The sequence below is a fragment of the Amycolatopsis thermophila genome (genome assembly GCF_030814215.1).
Taxonomy (GTDB): domain Bacteria; phylum Actinomycetota; class Actinomycetes; order Mycobacteriales; family Pseudonocardiaceae; genus Amycolatopsis_E; species Amycolatopsis_E thermophila.
In genome coordinates this window covers 4,053,949-4,068,879 of record NZ_JAUSUT010000001.1, presented here as the reverse complement: position 1 = coordinate 4,068,879, position 14,931 = coordinate 4,053,949, and the positions used below count along the sequence as shown (strand labels likewise).

Annotated in this window: 13 protein-coding genes; 5 read left to right on the top strand and 8 right to left on the bottom strand. The window is 69.5% G+C overall.

All coding sequences use genetic code 11. The features are described 5' to 3' along the window. Positions 1-9: 9 nt before the first annotated feature. The 4 genes from FB470_RS19955 to FB470_RS19940 are packed head-to-tail and all read right to left on the bottom strand — an operon-like array spanning position 10 to position 3,044. Positions 10-858: a carbohydrate ABC transporter permease gene (locus FB470_RS19955; RefSeq protein WP_306993651.1), complete on the bottom strand. Its 849-nt coding sequence runs from the start codon at positions 856-858 to the stop codon at positions 10-12. Then, positions 855-1,724, bottom strand: a complete 870-nt coding sequence (locus FB470_RS19950) for a carbohydrate ABC transporter permease (RefSeq protein WP_306993649.1) — start codon at positions 1,722-1,724, stop codon at positions 855-857. The genes FB470_RS19955 and FB470_RS19950 overlap by 4 nt, the downstream gene beginning before the upstream one ends. Then, complete coding sequence (locus tag FB470_RS19945; RefSeq protein ID WP_306993648.1) at positions 1,724-1,963, bottom strand: hypothetical protein; 240 nt, start codon at positions 1,961-1,963, stop codon at positions 1,724-1,726. The genes FB470_RS19950 and FB470_RS19945 overlap by 1 nt, the downstream gene beginning before the upstream one ends. Continuing rightward, complete coding sequence (locus FB470_RS19940; RefSeq protein WP_306999384.1) at positions 1,890-3,044, bottom strand: ABC transporter substrate-binding protein; 1,155 nt, start codon at positions 3,042-3,044, stop codon at positions 1,890-1,892. The genes FB470_RS19945 and FB470_RS19940 overlap by 74 nt, the downstream gene beginning before the upstream one ends. Before the next feature lie 79 nt (positions 3,045-3,123). Between FB470_RS19940 and FB470_RS19935 the strand changes: the two genes are divergently transcribed. Both FB470_RS19935 and FB470_RS19930 read left to right on the top strand, forming a co-directional pair. Next, entirely contained in the window at positions 3,124-4,287 is a 1,164-nt protein-coding gene (locus FB470_RS19935) for an ROK family transcriptional regulator (protein ID WP_306993646.1), read from the top strand. 122 nt (positions 4,288-4,409) lie between these two features. Further along, complete coding sequence (locus tag FB470_RS19930) at positions 4,410-6,701, top strand: GmrSD restriction endonuclease domain-containing protein (RefSeq protein WP_306993644.1); 2,292 nt, start codon at positions 4,410-4,412, stop codon at positions 6,699-6,701. A 79-nt stretch (positions 6,702-6,780) separates the two neighbouring features. Here the strand turns inward: FB470_RS19930 and FB470_RS19925 are convergent, their stop codons facing one another. The 4 genes from FB470_RS19925 to FB470_RS19910 are packed head-to-tail and all read right to left on the bottom strand — an operon-like array spanning position 6,781 to position 10,556. Then, complete coding sequence (locus tag FB470_RS19925) at positions 6,781-7,536, bottom strand: succinate dehydrogenase/fumarate reductase iron-sulfur subunit (RefSeq protein WP_306993642.1); 756 nt, start codon at positions 7,534-7,536, stop codon at positions 6,781-6,783. Continuing rightward, positions 7,533-9,446, bottom strand: coding sequence for a fumarate reductase/succinate dehydrogenase flavoprotein subunit (locus FB470_RS19920; protein WP_306993641.1), 1,914 nt, complete (start codon positions 9,444-9,446; stop codon positions 7,533-7,535). The genes FB470_RS19925 and FB470_RS19920 overlap by 4 nt, the downstream gene beginning before the upstream one ends. Before the next feature lie 22 nt (positions 9,447-9,468). Then, a complete protein-coding gene (locus FB470_RS19915; RefSeq protein WP_306993640.1) occupies positions 9,469-10,269 on the bottom strand; it encodes a hypothetical protein in 801 nt (266 codons plus the stop codon). Beyond that, positions 10,266-10,556 (bottom strand): hypothetical protein, encoded by a 291-nt coding sequence (locus tag FB470_RS19910; protein ID WP_306993638.1) that lies wholly within the window; start codon positions 10,554-10,556, stop codon positions 10,266-10,268. The genes FB470_RS19915 and FB470_RS19910 overlap by 4 nt, the downstream gene beginning before the upstream one ends. Before the next feature lie 237 nt (positions 10,557-10,793). Between FB470_RS19910 and edd the strand changes: the two genes are divergently transcribed. The 3 genes from edd (at position 10,794) to FB470_RS19895 (ending at position 14,925) form a co-directional block, all read left to right on the top strand. Then, the gene (edd, locus tag FB470_RS19905) at positions 10,794-12,662 is read left to right on the top strand and encodes a phosphogluconate dehydratase (RefSeq protein WP_306993636.1); all 1,869 of its coding nucleotides are present in this window, start codon (positions 10,794-10,796) and stop codon (positions 12,660-12,662) included. Between the two features lie 23 nt (positions 12,663-12,685). Beyond that, the gene (gene eda / locus FB470_RS19900; RefSeq protein ID WP_306993634.1) at positions 12,686-13,309 is read left to right on the top strand and encodes a bifunctional 4-hydroxy-2-oxoglutarate aldolase/2-dehydro-3-deoxy-phosphogluconate aldolase; all 624 of its coding nucleotides are present in this window, start codon (positions 12,686-12,688) and stop codon (positions 13,307-13,309) included. A 173-nt stretch (positions 13,310-13,482) separates the two neighbouring features. Next, positions 13,483-14,925: a lipase maturation factor family protein gene (locus tag FB470_RS19895; RefSeq protein ID WP_306993632.1), complete on the top strand. Its 1,443-nt coding sequence runs from the start codon at positions 13,483-13,485 to the stop codon at positions 14,923-14,925. Positions 14,926-14,931 lie beyond the last annotated feature (6 nt).

Here is a 14,931-nt window from a genome sequence, read left to right as displayed (position 1 = left end):
TCCGCTCCCTCATCGCAGCGTCGTCCCCCACATGTTCACCAGGTACCGGCGCATCACGAGGATGAACACCAGCGCGGGCAGGATCAGCGCGAAGCCGCCGGCGAACCGGTAGGCCTGCGGCGCCTCCCCGAGCGAGGCCAGCACCTGGGCGGGCAACGTCCGGTGCCCGAGCGTGATCACGGCCGCACCGAGGATCTCGTTCCAGGACAACACGAACGTGAAGATCGAGGACGCCGCCAGACCGGGCAGCGCGAGCGGGAACACGACCCGGCGCGCGGCTTCGAACCGGCCGCAGCCGAACACCCGGGCCGCCTCCTCGACGTCGGCCGGCACCGACACGAAGATGCTCGCGCTGATCAGCACGGTGGTCGGCAGGGCGAGCGTGGTGTGCAGCAGCGTCACCGAGAACACCGTGTCGTACACCCCGAAGCGGAGGAACATCGTGGCCAGCGGCACGGACAGCACGACGATCGGCAGCGCCCGCGCGAGCAGCATGAACACCTGGTAGGCGTCGTTGCCGCGGAAGACCTGGCGCGCCAGCGCGTACCCGGCGGGCGCGCCGACCAGCAGCGACAGCACCATCGTGTATACGCCGGCGAGCAACGAGTTCCCCAGCGCCGGGACGGTTCCGGTGGCCTGGACGAACGCGAGCAGCGTGTCGGCGGAGAACCCGCTGGGGACCAGCGGTTTCGGGAACTCCAGCAGCGCCCGCGGCGAGGACACCGCGGCGAGGCCGATCAGGATCATCGGCACGGCCATGAACAGGCTGACCAGGACGCAGGCGATCTGGACGCCGATCGCGCGGCGGCGACGGCGGCGCAGGGGTGCCCGGTCGACCGGCGGCAGCGTCGTCGTCATTTCGCCTCCTGCCGCATGGTGCGCAGGTAGAACAGCGCGGTGACCAGCGACAGCGCCAGCACGACCAGTGCGGCGGCGCTGGCGACGGCCGGGTTCTGCAGGTTGACGTACCACTGGTAGGTCTCGCCGACCAGGAGCGGGAAGTCGCGTCCGGTGAGCGCCTGGGCGACCGCGAACGCCTGCATGGCCAGGATGGTGCGCAGGATCAGCGCGACCTGCAGGCTCGGCTTCAGCTGCGGCAGCGTCACGTGCCACAGCCGCTGCCACGCGCTCGCGCCGAACACCTGCGCGGCCTCGTCGAAGTCCTTGGGCACCATCTGGATGCCGGCGACGACGATGACGAACACCAGCGACGTGGCGCGCCAGATCTCCGCGATCACCACGGCCAGCAGCATCGTGCCGGTGTTCGTGTAGCTCAGCCACTGCACACCGGTCCCGGACAGGCCCCAGGACACCAGCAGCGAGTTGAGGTAGCCGCGGCTGTCGAACACCGACAGCCACACCAGGCCGGCGGCCAGCTCGGACACCGCGAGCGGGATCGTCCACAGGTAGAAGTGGCCGGACAGGAACTTCGGCCGGGCCTGCACGAGCAGCGCCATCGCGACGGCGAGCACCAGCTGGACCGGCACCACGATGGCGATCAGCAGCAGCGTGTTGCGCAGCGCTTTCAGGAAGTACGGGTCGCCGAAGAGCCGGTCCCACGCGGCGAGCGTGAACCCGGATTCGTCGGTGAACGCCGAGATCAGCGCCTGGACCACCGGCCAGCCGAACAGCGCCAGCATGAACACGACCGAGGGCGCGAGCAGCAGCCACGGCGAACCGGCCAGGCGGCGCCTCTTCCCCGCCTCCAGAACGGCCACCGCCATCAGGCCACCTCGCAACGCGCCGCGGGCGGGTCCGGTGCCCAGCACGGCACCTTCAGGTCGTCGAACACCTTCTGCAGCACCTTCGCCTGACTGTCCAGAGTGGACCGAATGTCGGCACCGTCGAGGACGATCGCCTGGAAGGAGTCCTTGAACGCCTTGGTGACCTCACCCTCGCGGGTGCCGAGGCCGACCGGCAGCAGCGACAGGATCGCGCCGGGCGCGTCCCGCTGCCGCCGCACCGCCCCGGCTTCCAGCTGGAGGGCGGGCGGCAGGTCGCCGGGGATCGGCGCGTCGACCACCGGGGAAGAAGCCGTTGGACCGCAGCAGCTCGACCTGCGCCCGCGGCGTGGACAGGGCCTGGATCACCTGCTCGGCCTGGTGGCGGTCGGTGCTGCCCCGGGGGATGGCGAGGCCGAGCACGACGGCCATGTGGCCCAGGCCGCGCGGGCCGCGGGGTGCGGGCAGCATGCGCCAGCGCCCCGGCTCGTCACCGGGCGCGTCGACCAGGCGTGCGACGTGGTCCCACCCGACCCGCACCGCGCCGGCCCGCAGCGGTTCCTGCATGAAGTCGTAGGTGGTGCTGGACGGGCTGGTGTTGGCCCACAGCTCCTTGAGGTACTGCCACGCGGTGACCGCCTCGGGCGAGCGGAACGTGGTCATCTGGCCGCCGGTGAACGAGGGCAGCAGGTAGCCCTGCAGGAACCGGTGGTAGAGCCCCTTCGGCCCGCACGGCAGGCCCAGCATCGGCCGGTTGCCGTTGGCGCGGCGCGCGGCGACGGCCCAGTCGAGGAACTGGTCGTAGGTCAGGGTGTCCGGGTCCGCGCCCGGCGGCAGGTGCTGCAGGGCGTCCTCGTGCGCGGCGAGCACGAAGCCGGCCTGCGCCCACGGGACGTACCAGGACTGCCGCGTACCGGCCCTGGCCAGCGTCAGGAACTCCGCGGGGTAGCCCTGCCCGGCCGGGACGCCGGAGACGTCCTCCAGGTACTCCCCCGCGAGCGGTGCGAGGTCGCTGTGCGACCCGCCGAGCAGGCCGACCTGGGTGCGTCCGGCGCCGACCTGGCTCTGCACCTGGCTGGCGAACGGCCCCTCCTCGATCGTGACGTAGCTGACCGAGCCCGGGAACGTCTTCGCGAGGAACCCGCGGAAGCGCTCGGCCTCCGCGACCGGCCGGAACTGCGTGGACAGGAAGACCATGCCCCCGCCGCCCGTGGTCGCGAACCCGACGCACCCGGCGGCCATCGACGCGGCGCCGGCCAGGAAGACCCCCTGGAGGACGGTACGACGGCTGGGGCCGCTGCCGGGAAGGCGGGCCGCGCACATCCAGTTCACACCCCAGTGGTCGACGTCTAGACTTCTGTCTGGTCATTGAACATAAGTGCTCCCGAGAGACCCTGTCAACATGCCCCCGGTACGCACCGGCTCGCCCACCTCGGCCGGCCACATCCTCGCCCTCCTGCGTGCGGAGGGCCCGCTCACGCGGCAGCAGCTGCAGGACCGCGTCGGCCTGTCCCGCGCGACGATGGTCGACCGGCTGGACGTGCTGCACCGGCTCGGGCTGCTGCGCCAGGAGGGGCACCGCGCGTCCAGCGGCGGCCGGCCGGCGGAGGTGCTCGCCGCGAACGACACGGGCCGCACGGCGCTGGTGGCCGACATCGGGCAGCGGCACGCGACGATCGCGGTCACCGACCTGCGCGGCACGGTGTTCGGGCAGGTCCACCGCCCGCTGCCGTCCGGGCACCCGCCCGGCGAGACGCTGTCGTTCGTGCTGGCCACCGGGCGCGAGCTGCTGGCCCGCGAGGGACGAGCGGACAGCCTGTGCGCGGTCGGCCTGAGCGTGCCCGGCCAGATCGACCACGACACCGGCACGACGATCGCGCCGCCGTCGATGTCGGAGTGGCTGGGCGTCCGGCTGCGCGACGGTTTCGAGGACGCCCTGTCGGTGCCGGTGATCTTGGAGAACGACGCGAACGCGCTGGCGTTCGGCGCCTACTGCGAACTGGACCGGCCACGGGCCGCGCTGGTCGGGGTGAAGGTGGGGACCGGAATCGGCGCGGGGATGGTGATCTCCGGGCGGGTGCACCGCGGCGAGACCGGGTGCGCGGGCGAGGTCGGCCACATCCGCATCGAAGGCTCCGACCTGCGCTGCGACTGCGGCCGGCGCGGATGCGTGTCGGCGATCGCGAGCGGGCAGGCGGTGATCAGGTCGTTGCGGCCGTCCGGCGTCCGCACGGCGGAGGACGTGCTGCGCCGGGTGCGTGCCGGGAACGCCGAGGCGGTCCGCGTGACACGGGACGCCGGGCGGCTGGTGGGCACCGTGCTGGCCACCGTCGTGACGATCATCAACCCGCGGTTCCTGCGGGTGGGCGGCGCCATCGGGGTGCTGCCGCCGTTCCTGGAGGGCCTGCGCGAGGTGGTGCTGGCAGGCGCGCACACCAGCTCGCTGGACCACCTCGACATCGGCCCCTGCGCGATCGGCGTGAACACCACGCTGACGGGTGTGGCCGGGCTGGTCGCCGACGAGGTGCTAGACCCGGCGACCATCGACGCGATGGCGCAGCGGTAGACACCGAAGGCTCGACCACGGTAGGACACGAAACGGTATCGATCTCCCCGCGGGAGTTACGGAAACGGTGCGATCTACGACAGGCCGTTACAGCAGCGGACGCATCTGAGGGGAGGCGCCTGGTGAAGGCGCTGTTTCGAGAAGTAAACTACCAGCTGTCGAAGCTTTTGGCGGAGATCGAAGACGGCGATATCGGATTACCTGAGATCCAGCGTCCATTCGTGTGGTCCCGCACCAAGGTGCGCGACCTGTTCGACTCGATGTATCGCGGATTCCCAGTCGGCTATTTCCTGTTCTGGGAGAACCCGGCGAACCCTGCTACGACGCGGCAGATCGGGTTCAACGAGAAGCAGCAGGTCGCGCGCCGCCTGATAGTCGACGGCCAGCAGAGGCTGACATCGCTTTACTCGGTGATCAAGGATCGCCCCGTCCTGGATGATGAATATCAACAGTCACGACTGACCATCGCGTTCCGCCCCCGGGACCGCCGCTTCGCCGTACCCGATGCAGCAATAGACAAAGATCCTGAGTACATCTCGAACATTTCACACCTGTGGTCGGGCCCGAAGTCTCGCCACAGATTCCAGACCGAGTTCATCGACCGCCTCCGCAGTAGTCGGGACGTGAGCCCGGCAGAGGAAGATCACATCATCGAGGCGATCGATAGGCTCTACGACCTCCGCGACTACCCGTTCACCGCGCTCGAGCTGTCGGCGAGTGCTTCGGAGGAGGAAGTTGCCGACATCTTCGTGCGGATCAACTCCGAAGGGGTCGAACTCAAGCAGGCAGACTTCATCCTCACGCTCATGTCGGTCCATTGGGACGCCGGCCGTCAAGAGCTCGAGCAGTTCTGCTACTCCGCCCGCCACCCCAAGACCGCCAGCGGTACTCCCTACAACAACTTCTTCATACCAAACCCGGATGAACTCCTGCGGGTGACCGTCGGACTGGGGCTGCGTCGCGCGCGACTCCAAGCCGTCTATCCGGTCCTGCGCGGCAAGGAGCTGGACACCGGGCGGATCTCGCCCGACGCCAGAGAGCGACAGTTCGACCTGCTCCGGGCGGCACAACGGGAAGCGCTTGACCTCGACAACTGGCACGAGTTCCTCGGAGCACTTCGTCACGCGGGTTACCGCAGCGGCGCGATGATCACGTCGCGATTCACGATCGTCTTCTCGTACATCGCGTTCCTGATCGCGAAGAGCGACTACGACATAAGCTACACCGACCTGAAGCCGGTCATCGCGCGATGGTTCTTCATGTGCTCGTTGACCGGGAGGTACACCGGATCTTCCGAAAGCCGGATGGAACAGGATCTACGGCGGTTCGCCGAGGCACGGACAGGCGAGGAGTTCATCTCCATCCTCGACGGTGTGATCAACACTCAGCTGACCAACGACTTCTGGGACGTCGCGCTTCCGGACCTACTCGCAACATCGGCGAGCTACTCCCCCAGCCTCTTCGCATACCACGCCTCGCTGACCTTGCTCGAAGCCAACGTTCTCTTCACCTCGATGCCCGTGAGCGACTTGCTGGACCCTTCCACGAAGCCAAAGAAAACCTCAGCGGACCGCTACCAGCTCTTCCGGCGGAAGTACCTCGAGTCGACAGGGATACACGGTGTCAGTCGCCTCAACCAGCTGGCGAACTATGCGATCCTCGAATGGCCCGCCGGCAAGAAACCGAGCACGGAATCACCACTGGACTACTTTCCCAAACTGTGGGAATCATACGTCCCTGAGGAGCAGCAGGACAAGACGCGCTTCCTCCATGGGCTCCCCGAAGGCTGGGAGCAGCTCGAGTACGAAGAGTTTCTCGACCGACGGCGCAAGCATCTCGCCCTGGTGATCAAGACCGCCTTCGAAAAGCTGCGGACCGGTACGGCCGCAGTTCCTGGAAGCGGTGAAAGAGCGTGGACCGGTCACACGGTCCAGGAACTCCTGTCCCAGGAAGAGTCGTTCGAAGTCGAGTTCAAACAGACCGGAATCGGTCAACGGGCCGACTCGGGCAAGGCCAAGTTCCCCAGTGATGCGGTCATCAAGACCGTCGCCGCGTTCCTCAACAGCGGTACCGGCGGGACGCTCGCAATCGGCATCACCGACGACAAGCGGATACTCGGTTTGGCATCGGATTTCGACGCTTCGGGTATGGACGTGGACAAGTACTTGAACGCCGTCACTTCGGGTTTGGTGAGTGCGTGTGGGGCCGGCCCAGTGACCCTGCACACCCGGGCACGAGCGGAGAAGGCCGAAGGCGAGTGGGTCGTAGTGATCGACGTCAGCCCATCTTCGAAGCCGGTGTTCGCCCGTGTCACCAAGAACGACGAAGCTTTCTTCGTGCGTGCCAACAACACGACCAGGCAATTGGGCATCTCCGAAGCGCACGAATACATAGGTACGCGTTGGGGGGCGTAACCTCGCACCTTGAGCTGCCGGAACACCGATCAGGCCCGCGGGGACAAGCGCGGACCGATAGTCCGCGCTTGTCCCCTTCCTACTCGCCCTTGCGGCGGAAGATCTTGCTGCCCAGCCACACCACCGGGTCGTAACGGCGGTCCACCACGCGCTCCTTCATCGGGATCAGCGCGTTGTCCGTGATGTGGATGTTCTCCGGGCAGACCTCCGTGCAGCACTTGGTGATGTTGCAGTACCCGAGCCCGTGCTCGTCCTGGGCGGCGTGACGGCGGTCGGCCACGTCGAGCGGGTGCATCTCCAGCTCGGCGATCCGCATCAGGAACCGCGGCCCGGCGAAGTGCTCCTTGTTCTCCTCGTGGTCGCGGATCACGTGGCAGGTGTTCTGGCACAGGAAGCACTCGATGCACTTGCGGAACTCCTGCGAGCGCTCGACGTCCACCTGCTTCATCCGGTACTCGCCCGGTTTCAGCTCCGGCGGCGGCGTGAACGCGGGGATCTCGCGCGCCTTCGTGTAGTTGTACGAGACGTCGGTGACGAGGTCGCGGATCACCGGGAACGTGCGCATCGGCGTGACCGTGACGACCTCGTCCTCGGCGAAGACCGACATGCGGGTCATGCACAGCAGCCGCGGACGGCCGTTGATCTCCGCCGAGCAGGACCCGCACTTGCCGGCCTTGCAGTTCCACCGCACGGCCAGGTCCGAGGCCTGGGTGGCCTGCAACCGGTGGATGATGTCGAGCACGACCTCGCCCTCGTTGACCTCGACGGTGAAGTCCTGCAGGCCACCGCCGGACGCATCGCCGCGCCACACGCGGAACGAGGCCTTGTAGCTCACGACTGCCTCCCGGGGTGGTCCGCCAGCTCTTCGTCGGTGTAGTACTTCTCCAGCTCGCTCAGCTCGAACAGCTCCAGCAGCTCGGGCCGCATCGGCTCCTGCTCCTTGGGCTTGACGTCGACCTCGAGCGCGAGCGGGTCGTCGCCGGAGGCGCTGCACACCAGGAGGGTGTTGCGCCACCGGGAATCCATCTGCGGGTAGTCGTCGCGCGTGTGCCCGCCGCGGCTTTCGGTCCGCATCAGCGCCGCCCGCGCCACGCACTCGCTGACCAGCAGCATGTTCCGCAGGTCCACGGCGAGGTGCCAGCCGGGGTTGAACTGCCGGTGGCCCTCGACGGTGACGTTGCGGATCCGCTTCTTGATCTCGTCGAGCTTCGCCAGCGCCTGCTCGATCTCCTCGGCCTTGCGGATGATGCCGACGAGGTCGTTCATCGACTGCTGCAGCTCGCTGTGCAGGGTGTACGGGTTCTCCTCGACCCCCTCCGCGGGCGGGTCGAACGGGACCAGCGCCGTCCGGGCCGCTTTGTCGACATCGGACTGGGCCACCGACGGCCGGGTCTGCAGGCCCTCCACATAGGACGCCGCGCCGAGACCCGCGCGGCGCCCGAACACCAGCAGGTCGGACAGCGAGTTGCCGCCCAGCCGGTTCGACCCGTGCATCCCGCCGGAACACTCGCCCGCGGCGAACAGCCCGCGCACGCTGGAGGCCGCGGTGTCCGGGTCGACCTCGATGCCGCCCATCACGTAGTGGCAGGTCGGCCCGACCTCCATCGGCTCGGCGGTGATGTCCACATCGGCCAGTTCCCGGAACTGGTGGTACATCGACGGCAGCCGCTTGCGGATCTCCTCCGGCGTCAGGCGGCTGGCGATGTCCAGGAACACGCCGCCGTGCGGCGATCCGCGCCCCGCCTTGACCTCGGAGTTGATCGCCCGCGCCACCTCGTCGCGCGGCAGCAGGTCCGGCGTGCGGCGGTTGTTCTCCTGATCGGTGTACCAGCGGTCGGCCTCTTCCTCGGAGTCGGCGTACTGGCCCTTGAACACGTCCGGCACGTAGTCGAACATGAACCGCTTGTCCTCGGAGTTCTTCAGCACGCCACCGTCGCCGCGCACGCCCTCGGTGACGAGGATGCCCTTGACGCTGGGCGGCCAGACCATCCCCGTGGGGTGGAACTGGACGAACTCCATGTTGATCAGCTTCGCCCCGGCGCGCAGCGCGAGCGCGTGCCCGTCGCCGGTGTACTCCCACGAGTTCGACGTGACCTTGAACGACTTGCCGATGCCGCCGGTCGCGAGCACCACGGCGGGCGCCTCGAACAGGATGAACCGGCCGCTCTCGCGCCAGTACCCGAACGCGCCGGCGATCCGGTCGCCGTCCTTGAGCAGCTCGGTGATCGTGCACTCGGCGAAGACCTTGAGCTTGGCCTCGTAGTCGCCGAAGTCGCGCAGGTCCTCCTGCTGCAACGAGACGATCTTCTGCTGCATCGTGCGGATCAGCTCGAGCCCGGTCCGGTCGCCCACGTGGGCCAGGCGGGGGTAGGTGTGCCCGCCGAAGTTGCGCTGGCTGATCCGGCCGTCCGGCGTCCGGTCGAACAGCGCGCCGTAGGTCTCCAGCTCCCAGACCCGGTCCGGCGCCTCCTTCGCGTGCAGCTCCGCCATGCGCCAGTTGTTCAGGAACTTGCCGCCGCGCATGGTGTCCCGGAAGTGCACCTGCCAGCTGTCGCGCTCGTTGGCGTTGCCCATCGCGGCGGCGCACCCGCCCTCGGCCATGACGGTGTGCGCCTTGCCGAACAGCGACTTGCACACCACCGCCACCGAGAGCCCGCGCTGCCGCGCCTCGATCACCGCCCGCAGACCGGCGCCGCCGGCACCGATCACCACCACGTCATAACTGTGCCGCTCGACCTCGGTCATTCAACGCCACCTAACGCCCTTGTCAGTCGATGAAACGCAAGTCGGGAATCACGTCGCTCGCCACCAGCATCACGTACAGATCGGTGACCACCAACGTGCCGAGGGTGATCCACGCGAGCATCATGTGCCGGTTGTTGAGCCTGGTCACCTGGGTCCACATCCAGTACCGGACCGGATGGCGGGAGAAGTGTTTCAGCCGCCCGCCGACCACGTGCCGGCACGAGTGGCAGGACACGGTGTAGGCCCAGAGCATGATCACGTTGCCGAGCAGGATCAGGTTCCCCAGCCCGAACCCGAACCCGCCGGTCCTCCCGTGGAACGCCACGATCGCGTCGTAGGTGTTGATGACGGAGATGATCGCGGCCACGTAGAAGAAGTAGCGGTGCGCGTTCTGCAGGATCAGCGGCAGCCGGGTCTCCCCGGTGTAGCGGCCGTGCGGCTCGGTGACCGCGCACGCGGGCGGGGAGAACCACACCGACCGGTAGTAGGCCTTGCGGTAGTAGTAGCAGGTCAGCCGGAACCCGAGCAGGAACGGCAGGGACAGGAACGCCAGCGGGATCCAGCCCGGCAGCTCACCGAACGGCGTGCCGAAGTGGCTCGACCCGGGCACGCACGAATCGCTCAGGCACGGCGAGTAGAACGGCGTGAGGTAGTGGTATTCCGGCACGTAGTACGCGCTGCGCACGAACGAGCGGATGCCGGCGTAGATCACGAACGTGGCCAGCCCGAGCGTGGTGATCAGCGGCGGGACCCACCAGCGGTCCGTGCGCAGCGTGCGCCCGGCGACGCGGGCGCGTCCGGCCTCCGTCGCGGGTGCGCTCACCGCTGGTCACGGTGGTATCCGCCGACCCCTTCGTCGTCGGCCCCCTGCCACAGGGCCGGGTCGTACGGGCCGTCGGGGATCTTCACGACCGCCGACGGGTCCAGCGGCTTCGGCTGCGCGGGCACCGCGGGCTGTTCCAGATCACCCGCGTCGATGTCCAGCCGCTCGATGTCGTTGGCCAGGCGGCGGACCGCGGAGGCGTCACCGTAGCGCGATCGCAGGGCACCGACGCACTGCTTGAGCTGGCCGATCGTGCGGCGGAGTTCGGCGAGTTCGGTGGTGGTCATTGCTACCTCCGGGTCAGTTCGGCGGCGAGCCGGGGTTGCTACCGACTCTGCCGTTCCGCATGCAATGTGACAAGTAGCACACTCCAGGTGGATGTTGTGATCGGGGTCACCTGAAACGATCTTCTTAATCGATTTTGTCCCGAGCGTTCCGGCCGCTACTGTGTCCACTGTCACGACCGTGCGACGCCAGCGAAGTCGTCAGCCGGACCCAGCCGACGAGTTCCAGGTGGTTCTCCCGTGCGCGAAGCCCGAACACCCGTCCACCCCGTCGTCGAGGAAGTCACCGCACGCATCGCCGCGCGCAGTGCCGCCACCCGCAGCGCCTACCTGGCGCGCATGGCCGCCGCCCGCGCCGAAGGGCCCGCCCGGGCCGGACTGGCGTGCAGCAACCTCGCCCACGGCTTCGCCGCGTGCGGCGGAGCCGACCGCATCGCCCTGCGCGGGCTGCGCAAGCCCGGCATCGCGATCGTGTCCGCCTACAACGACCTCCTGTCCGCCCACCAGCCGCTGGACGAGTTCCCCGCGTGGATCAAGGACGCCGCGCGCGAGGCGGGCGGGGTCGCCCAGTTCGCCGGCGGCGTGCCGGCCATGTGCGACGGCATCACCCAGGGCCGCGCCGGGATGGAGCTGTCCCTGTTCAGCCGCGAGGTCATCGCCATGGCCACCGGGATCGCGCTGTCGCACGAGATGTTCGACGGCGCGCTGCTGCTCGGCGTGTGCGACAAGATCGTGCCCGGCCTGCTGATCGGCGCCCTGTCGTTCGGTCACCTGCCGGCCCTGCTGGTGCCGGCCGGGCCGATGACGTCGGGCCTGCCGAACAAGGAGAAGGCGCGCGTCCGGCAGCTCTACGCCGAGGGCCGCGCGACGCGGGAGGACCTGCTGGCGGCCGAGTCGGCGTCCTACCACTCGGCCGGAACCTGCACGTTCTACGGCACCGCGAACTCCAACCAGCTGGTCGTCGAGGTGATGGGCCTGCACCTGCCCGGCGCGAGCTTCGTGCACCCGGGCACGCCGCTGCGCAAGGCGCTGACCGAGGAGGCCGCGCGGCGCGTCGTGGCGCTGTCGCGCGCGGACGAGTACACGCCGCTGGCCGAGGTGATCAGCGAGCGCTCGGTGGTCAACGGCGTGGTGTCCCTGCTGGCCACCGGCGGGTCCACCAACCACACGATGCACCTGGTGGCGATCGCCGCGGCCGCGGGCATCGCGCTGAGCTGGGACGACTTCGCCGACCTGTCGTCGGTCGTGCCGCTGCTGGCCAGCGTCTACCCCAACGGCAGCGCCGACATCAACCACTTCCACGCCGCGGGGGGCGTCCAGTTCCTGGTCGGCACGCTGCTGGACGCCGGGCTGTTGCACGAGGACGTCCGCACGGTCGCCGGGGACGGGCTGTCGCGGTACCGGTCGGAGCCGGTGCTGGACGACGGCCGGCTGACCTGGCGCGAGGTGCCGTCACGCAGCCTCGACGAGGACGTGCTGCGGCCGGTGGACGACCCGTTCGCGCCCGACGGCGGCCTGCGGATGCTCTCGGGCACCCTGGGACGGGCGGTGATCAAGGTGTCGGCGGTCGCGCCCGGACACCGGGTCGTGCGGGCGCCGGCGCGGGTCTTCACCAGTCAGGAAGGGTTCACCGAGGCGTTCCGGGCCGGCGAGCTGGACCGTGACGTCGTCGTGGTGATCCGCCACCAGGGGCCGCAGGCCAACGGCATGCCCGAGCTGCACGGCCTCACGCCCGCGCTGGGCGTGCTGATGGACCGCGGGCACCGGGTCGCGCTGGTCACCGACGGCCGGATGTCCGGCGCGTCGGGCAAGATCCCGGCCGCGATCCAGGTGACGCCGGAGGCCGCCGCGGGTGGTCCGCTGGCACGCGTGTCGGATGGCGATCTGGTGGTGGTGGATGCCGTCGCCGGACGGCTGGACGTGCTGGTCGACGAGGCCGAACTGGCCGCCCGGCCACTGCGGGACGCGCCGCCGGACGAGGCATCCTGGACGGGGACCGGCCGCGAGCTGTTCACGGCGCTGCGCCGCGCCGTCGGGCCGGCCGACCAGGGGGCCGGGGTGTTCGGGCCGATGACCCCGGGGCACTTCGGCGCCCCGGCGCGGGTGTGATTCGCGCGAGTGTGAGGAGAGACGTGAAGACTGGGCATGACGTGCTCGAGCTGTCGCCGGTGCTGCCGGTGGTCGTGGTGGACTCCGCCGCCGACGCGGTGCCGCTGGCCAGGGCGCTGGTCGCGGGCGGGATCCGCGCGATCGAGCTGACGCTGCGCACGCCCGCCGGGCTGGCCGCGATCGAGCGGGTGGCGGCCGAGGTGCCGGACATCGTGGTCGGGGCGGGCACGGTGGTGAGTCCGGAACAGGCGAAGCAGGCGGCGGACGCGGGTTCGGCGTTCCTGGTGACGCCGGGTTGCACGGACGCGCTGCTGGAGGCGGTGTCGGCGACCGGGCTGCCGTTCCTGCCGGGCGTCAGCACGGTGTCGGAGGCGATGCGGGTGGCGGAGCACGGCGTCACCGCGCTGAAGTTCTTCCCGGCCGAGGCCAGCGGCGGGGTGGCCTACCTCAAGGCGCTGGGCGGGCCGTTGCCGCAGCTGCGGTTCTGCCCGACGGGTGGCGTGTCGATCTCGAACGCGCCCGCGTACCTGGCTCTGTCCACTGTGGGCTGTGTCGGGGGCTCGTGGCTGACGCCACCGGACGCCGTCGCCGCCGGCGACTTCGACCGGATCGAGCAGCTGGCGCGGGAGGCCGCGGCACTGCGCTGAGGTGGTGGTCCCGGTCGTGGCGTCGCCCCGCCGCGCCGGGACCATCGGGCGGCGCCGGGGGCCGGCCCCGCGCGCAGTGCGCCCAGCCCCGGCCCGCGGACCTGCCCGCGCACGCTGCACCGGCCCCACCGGCCCACTACCCTGACGGCGAGCTCGCCTCCAGGGAGAACGTCGTGGGATGGGACTGGTTCACCGATCCGGGCTATTGGGCCTCCCGGCTGCTGTTCCAGCGTCTGCTCGCCGCGCTGTACCTCGTGGCCTTCCTCGCCACCGCGCTGCAGTTCCGCGCGCTCCTCGGCGAGCACGGGATGTTGCCGGTGCCGCGGTTCGTCCGCCGGGTTCCGTTCCGCCGCGCGCCGAGCCTGTTCCACTGGCGCTACTCGGACCGTCTGTTCGCGACCGTCGCCTGGGCCGGCGTCGTCGTGGCGGCCGCGCTCGTGCTCGGCCTGTTCGACCGCACGCCGGTGTGGGCGACGATGCTCGCGTGGCTGGTGCCGTGGCTGCTGTACCAGTCGATCGTCAACGTCGGCCAGATCTGGTACTCCTTCGGCTGGGAATCACTCCTGCTCGAGGTCGGCTTCCTGGCGATCTTCCTCGGCCCGGCCGACACGGCGCCACCGGTGCTCGTGCTGTGGCTGCTGCGCTGGGTCCTGTTCCGCCTCGAGTTCGGCGCCGGGCTGATCAAACTGCGCGGCGACGAGTGCTGGCGCGACCTGACCTGCCTGTACTACCACCACGAAACCCAGCCGATGCCCGGTCCGCTGAGCTGGTACTTCCACCACCTGCCCAAGCCGCTCCACCGGGTCGAGGCGGCGGCGAGCCACTTCACGCAGCTCGTGGCGCCGTTCGCGTTGTTCGCGCCGCAGCCCGTCGCCGGCGCGGCCGCCCTGCTGATGATCCTGACGCAGCTGTGGCTGGTCGCCAGCGGCAACTTCTCGTGGCTGAACTTCCTCACCATCACGCTCGCCGTGTCCGTTGTGGACAGTTCCGTGGTGGGACTCCCGGTGCCGGAACTCGCGCAACCACCGGTGTGGCACCAGGCACTGGTGATCGGCCTGACCGTCCTGGTCGTGGTGCTCAGCTACCGGCCGGCGCGGAACCTGGTGTCGCGCCGCCAGGTGATGAACACCAGCTTCGACCGGCTGCACCTGGTCAACACCTACGGCGCGTTCGGCAGCGTCACCAAGGTCCGGCACGAGATCGTCATCGAGGCGACCGACGATCCGGTCCTGACCGGCGACACGGTGTGGCGCGAGTACGAGTTCAAGGGCAAACCGGGCGACCCGCGGCGGCGACCGCCCCAGTTCGCGCCCTACCACCTGCGGCTGGACTGGCTGATGTGGTTCGCCGCGCTGTCCACGCGGTACGCGCAGTCGTGGCTGCCGGCGCTGGCGGAGAAGCTGCTGGCCGCCGACCCGGCCACGCTGAAACTGCTGCGGCACGACCCCTTCGACGGCGCCCGGCCGACGTACCTGCGGGCCCAGCTCTACCGGTACCGCTTCACGACGCCGCGCGAACGCCGGGAGACTGGAGCGTGGTGGGTGCGCGAAGCCCGCGGCCCGGCGCTGCGCACCGCCCGGCTGGGCGCGGACGGCACCGTCATCGCCGTCGACTGAGGAGGA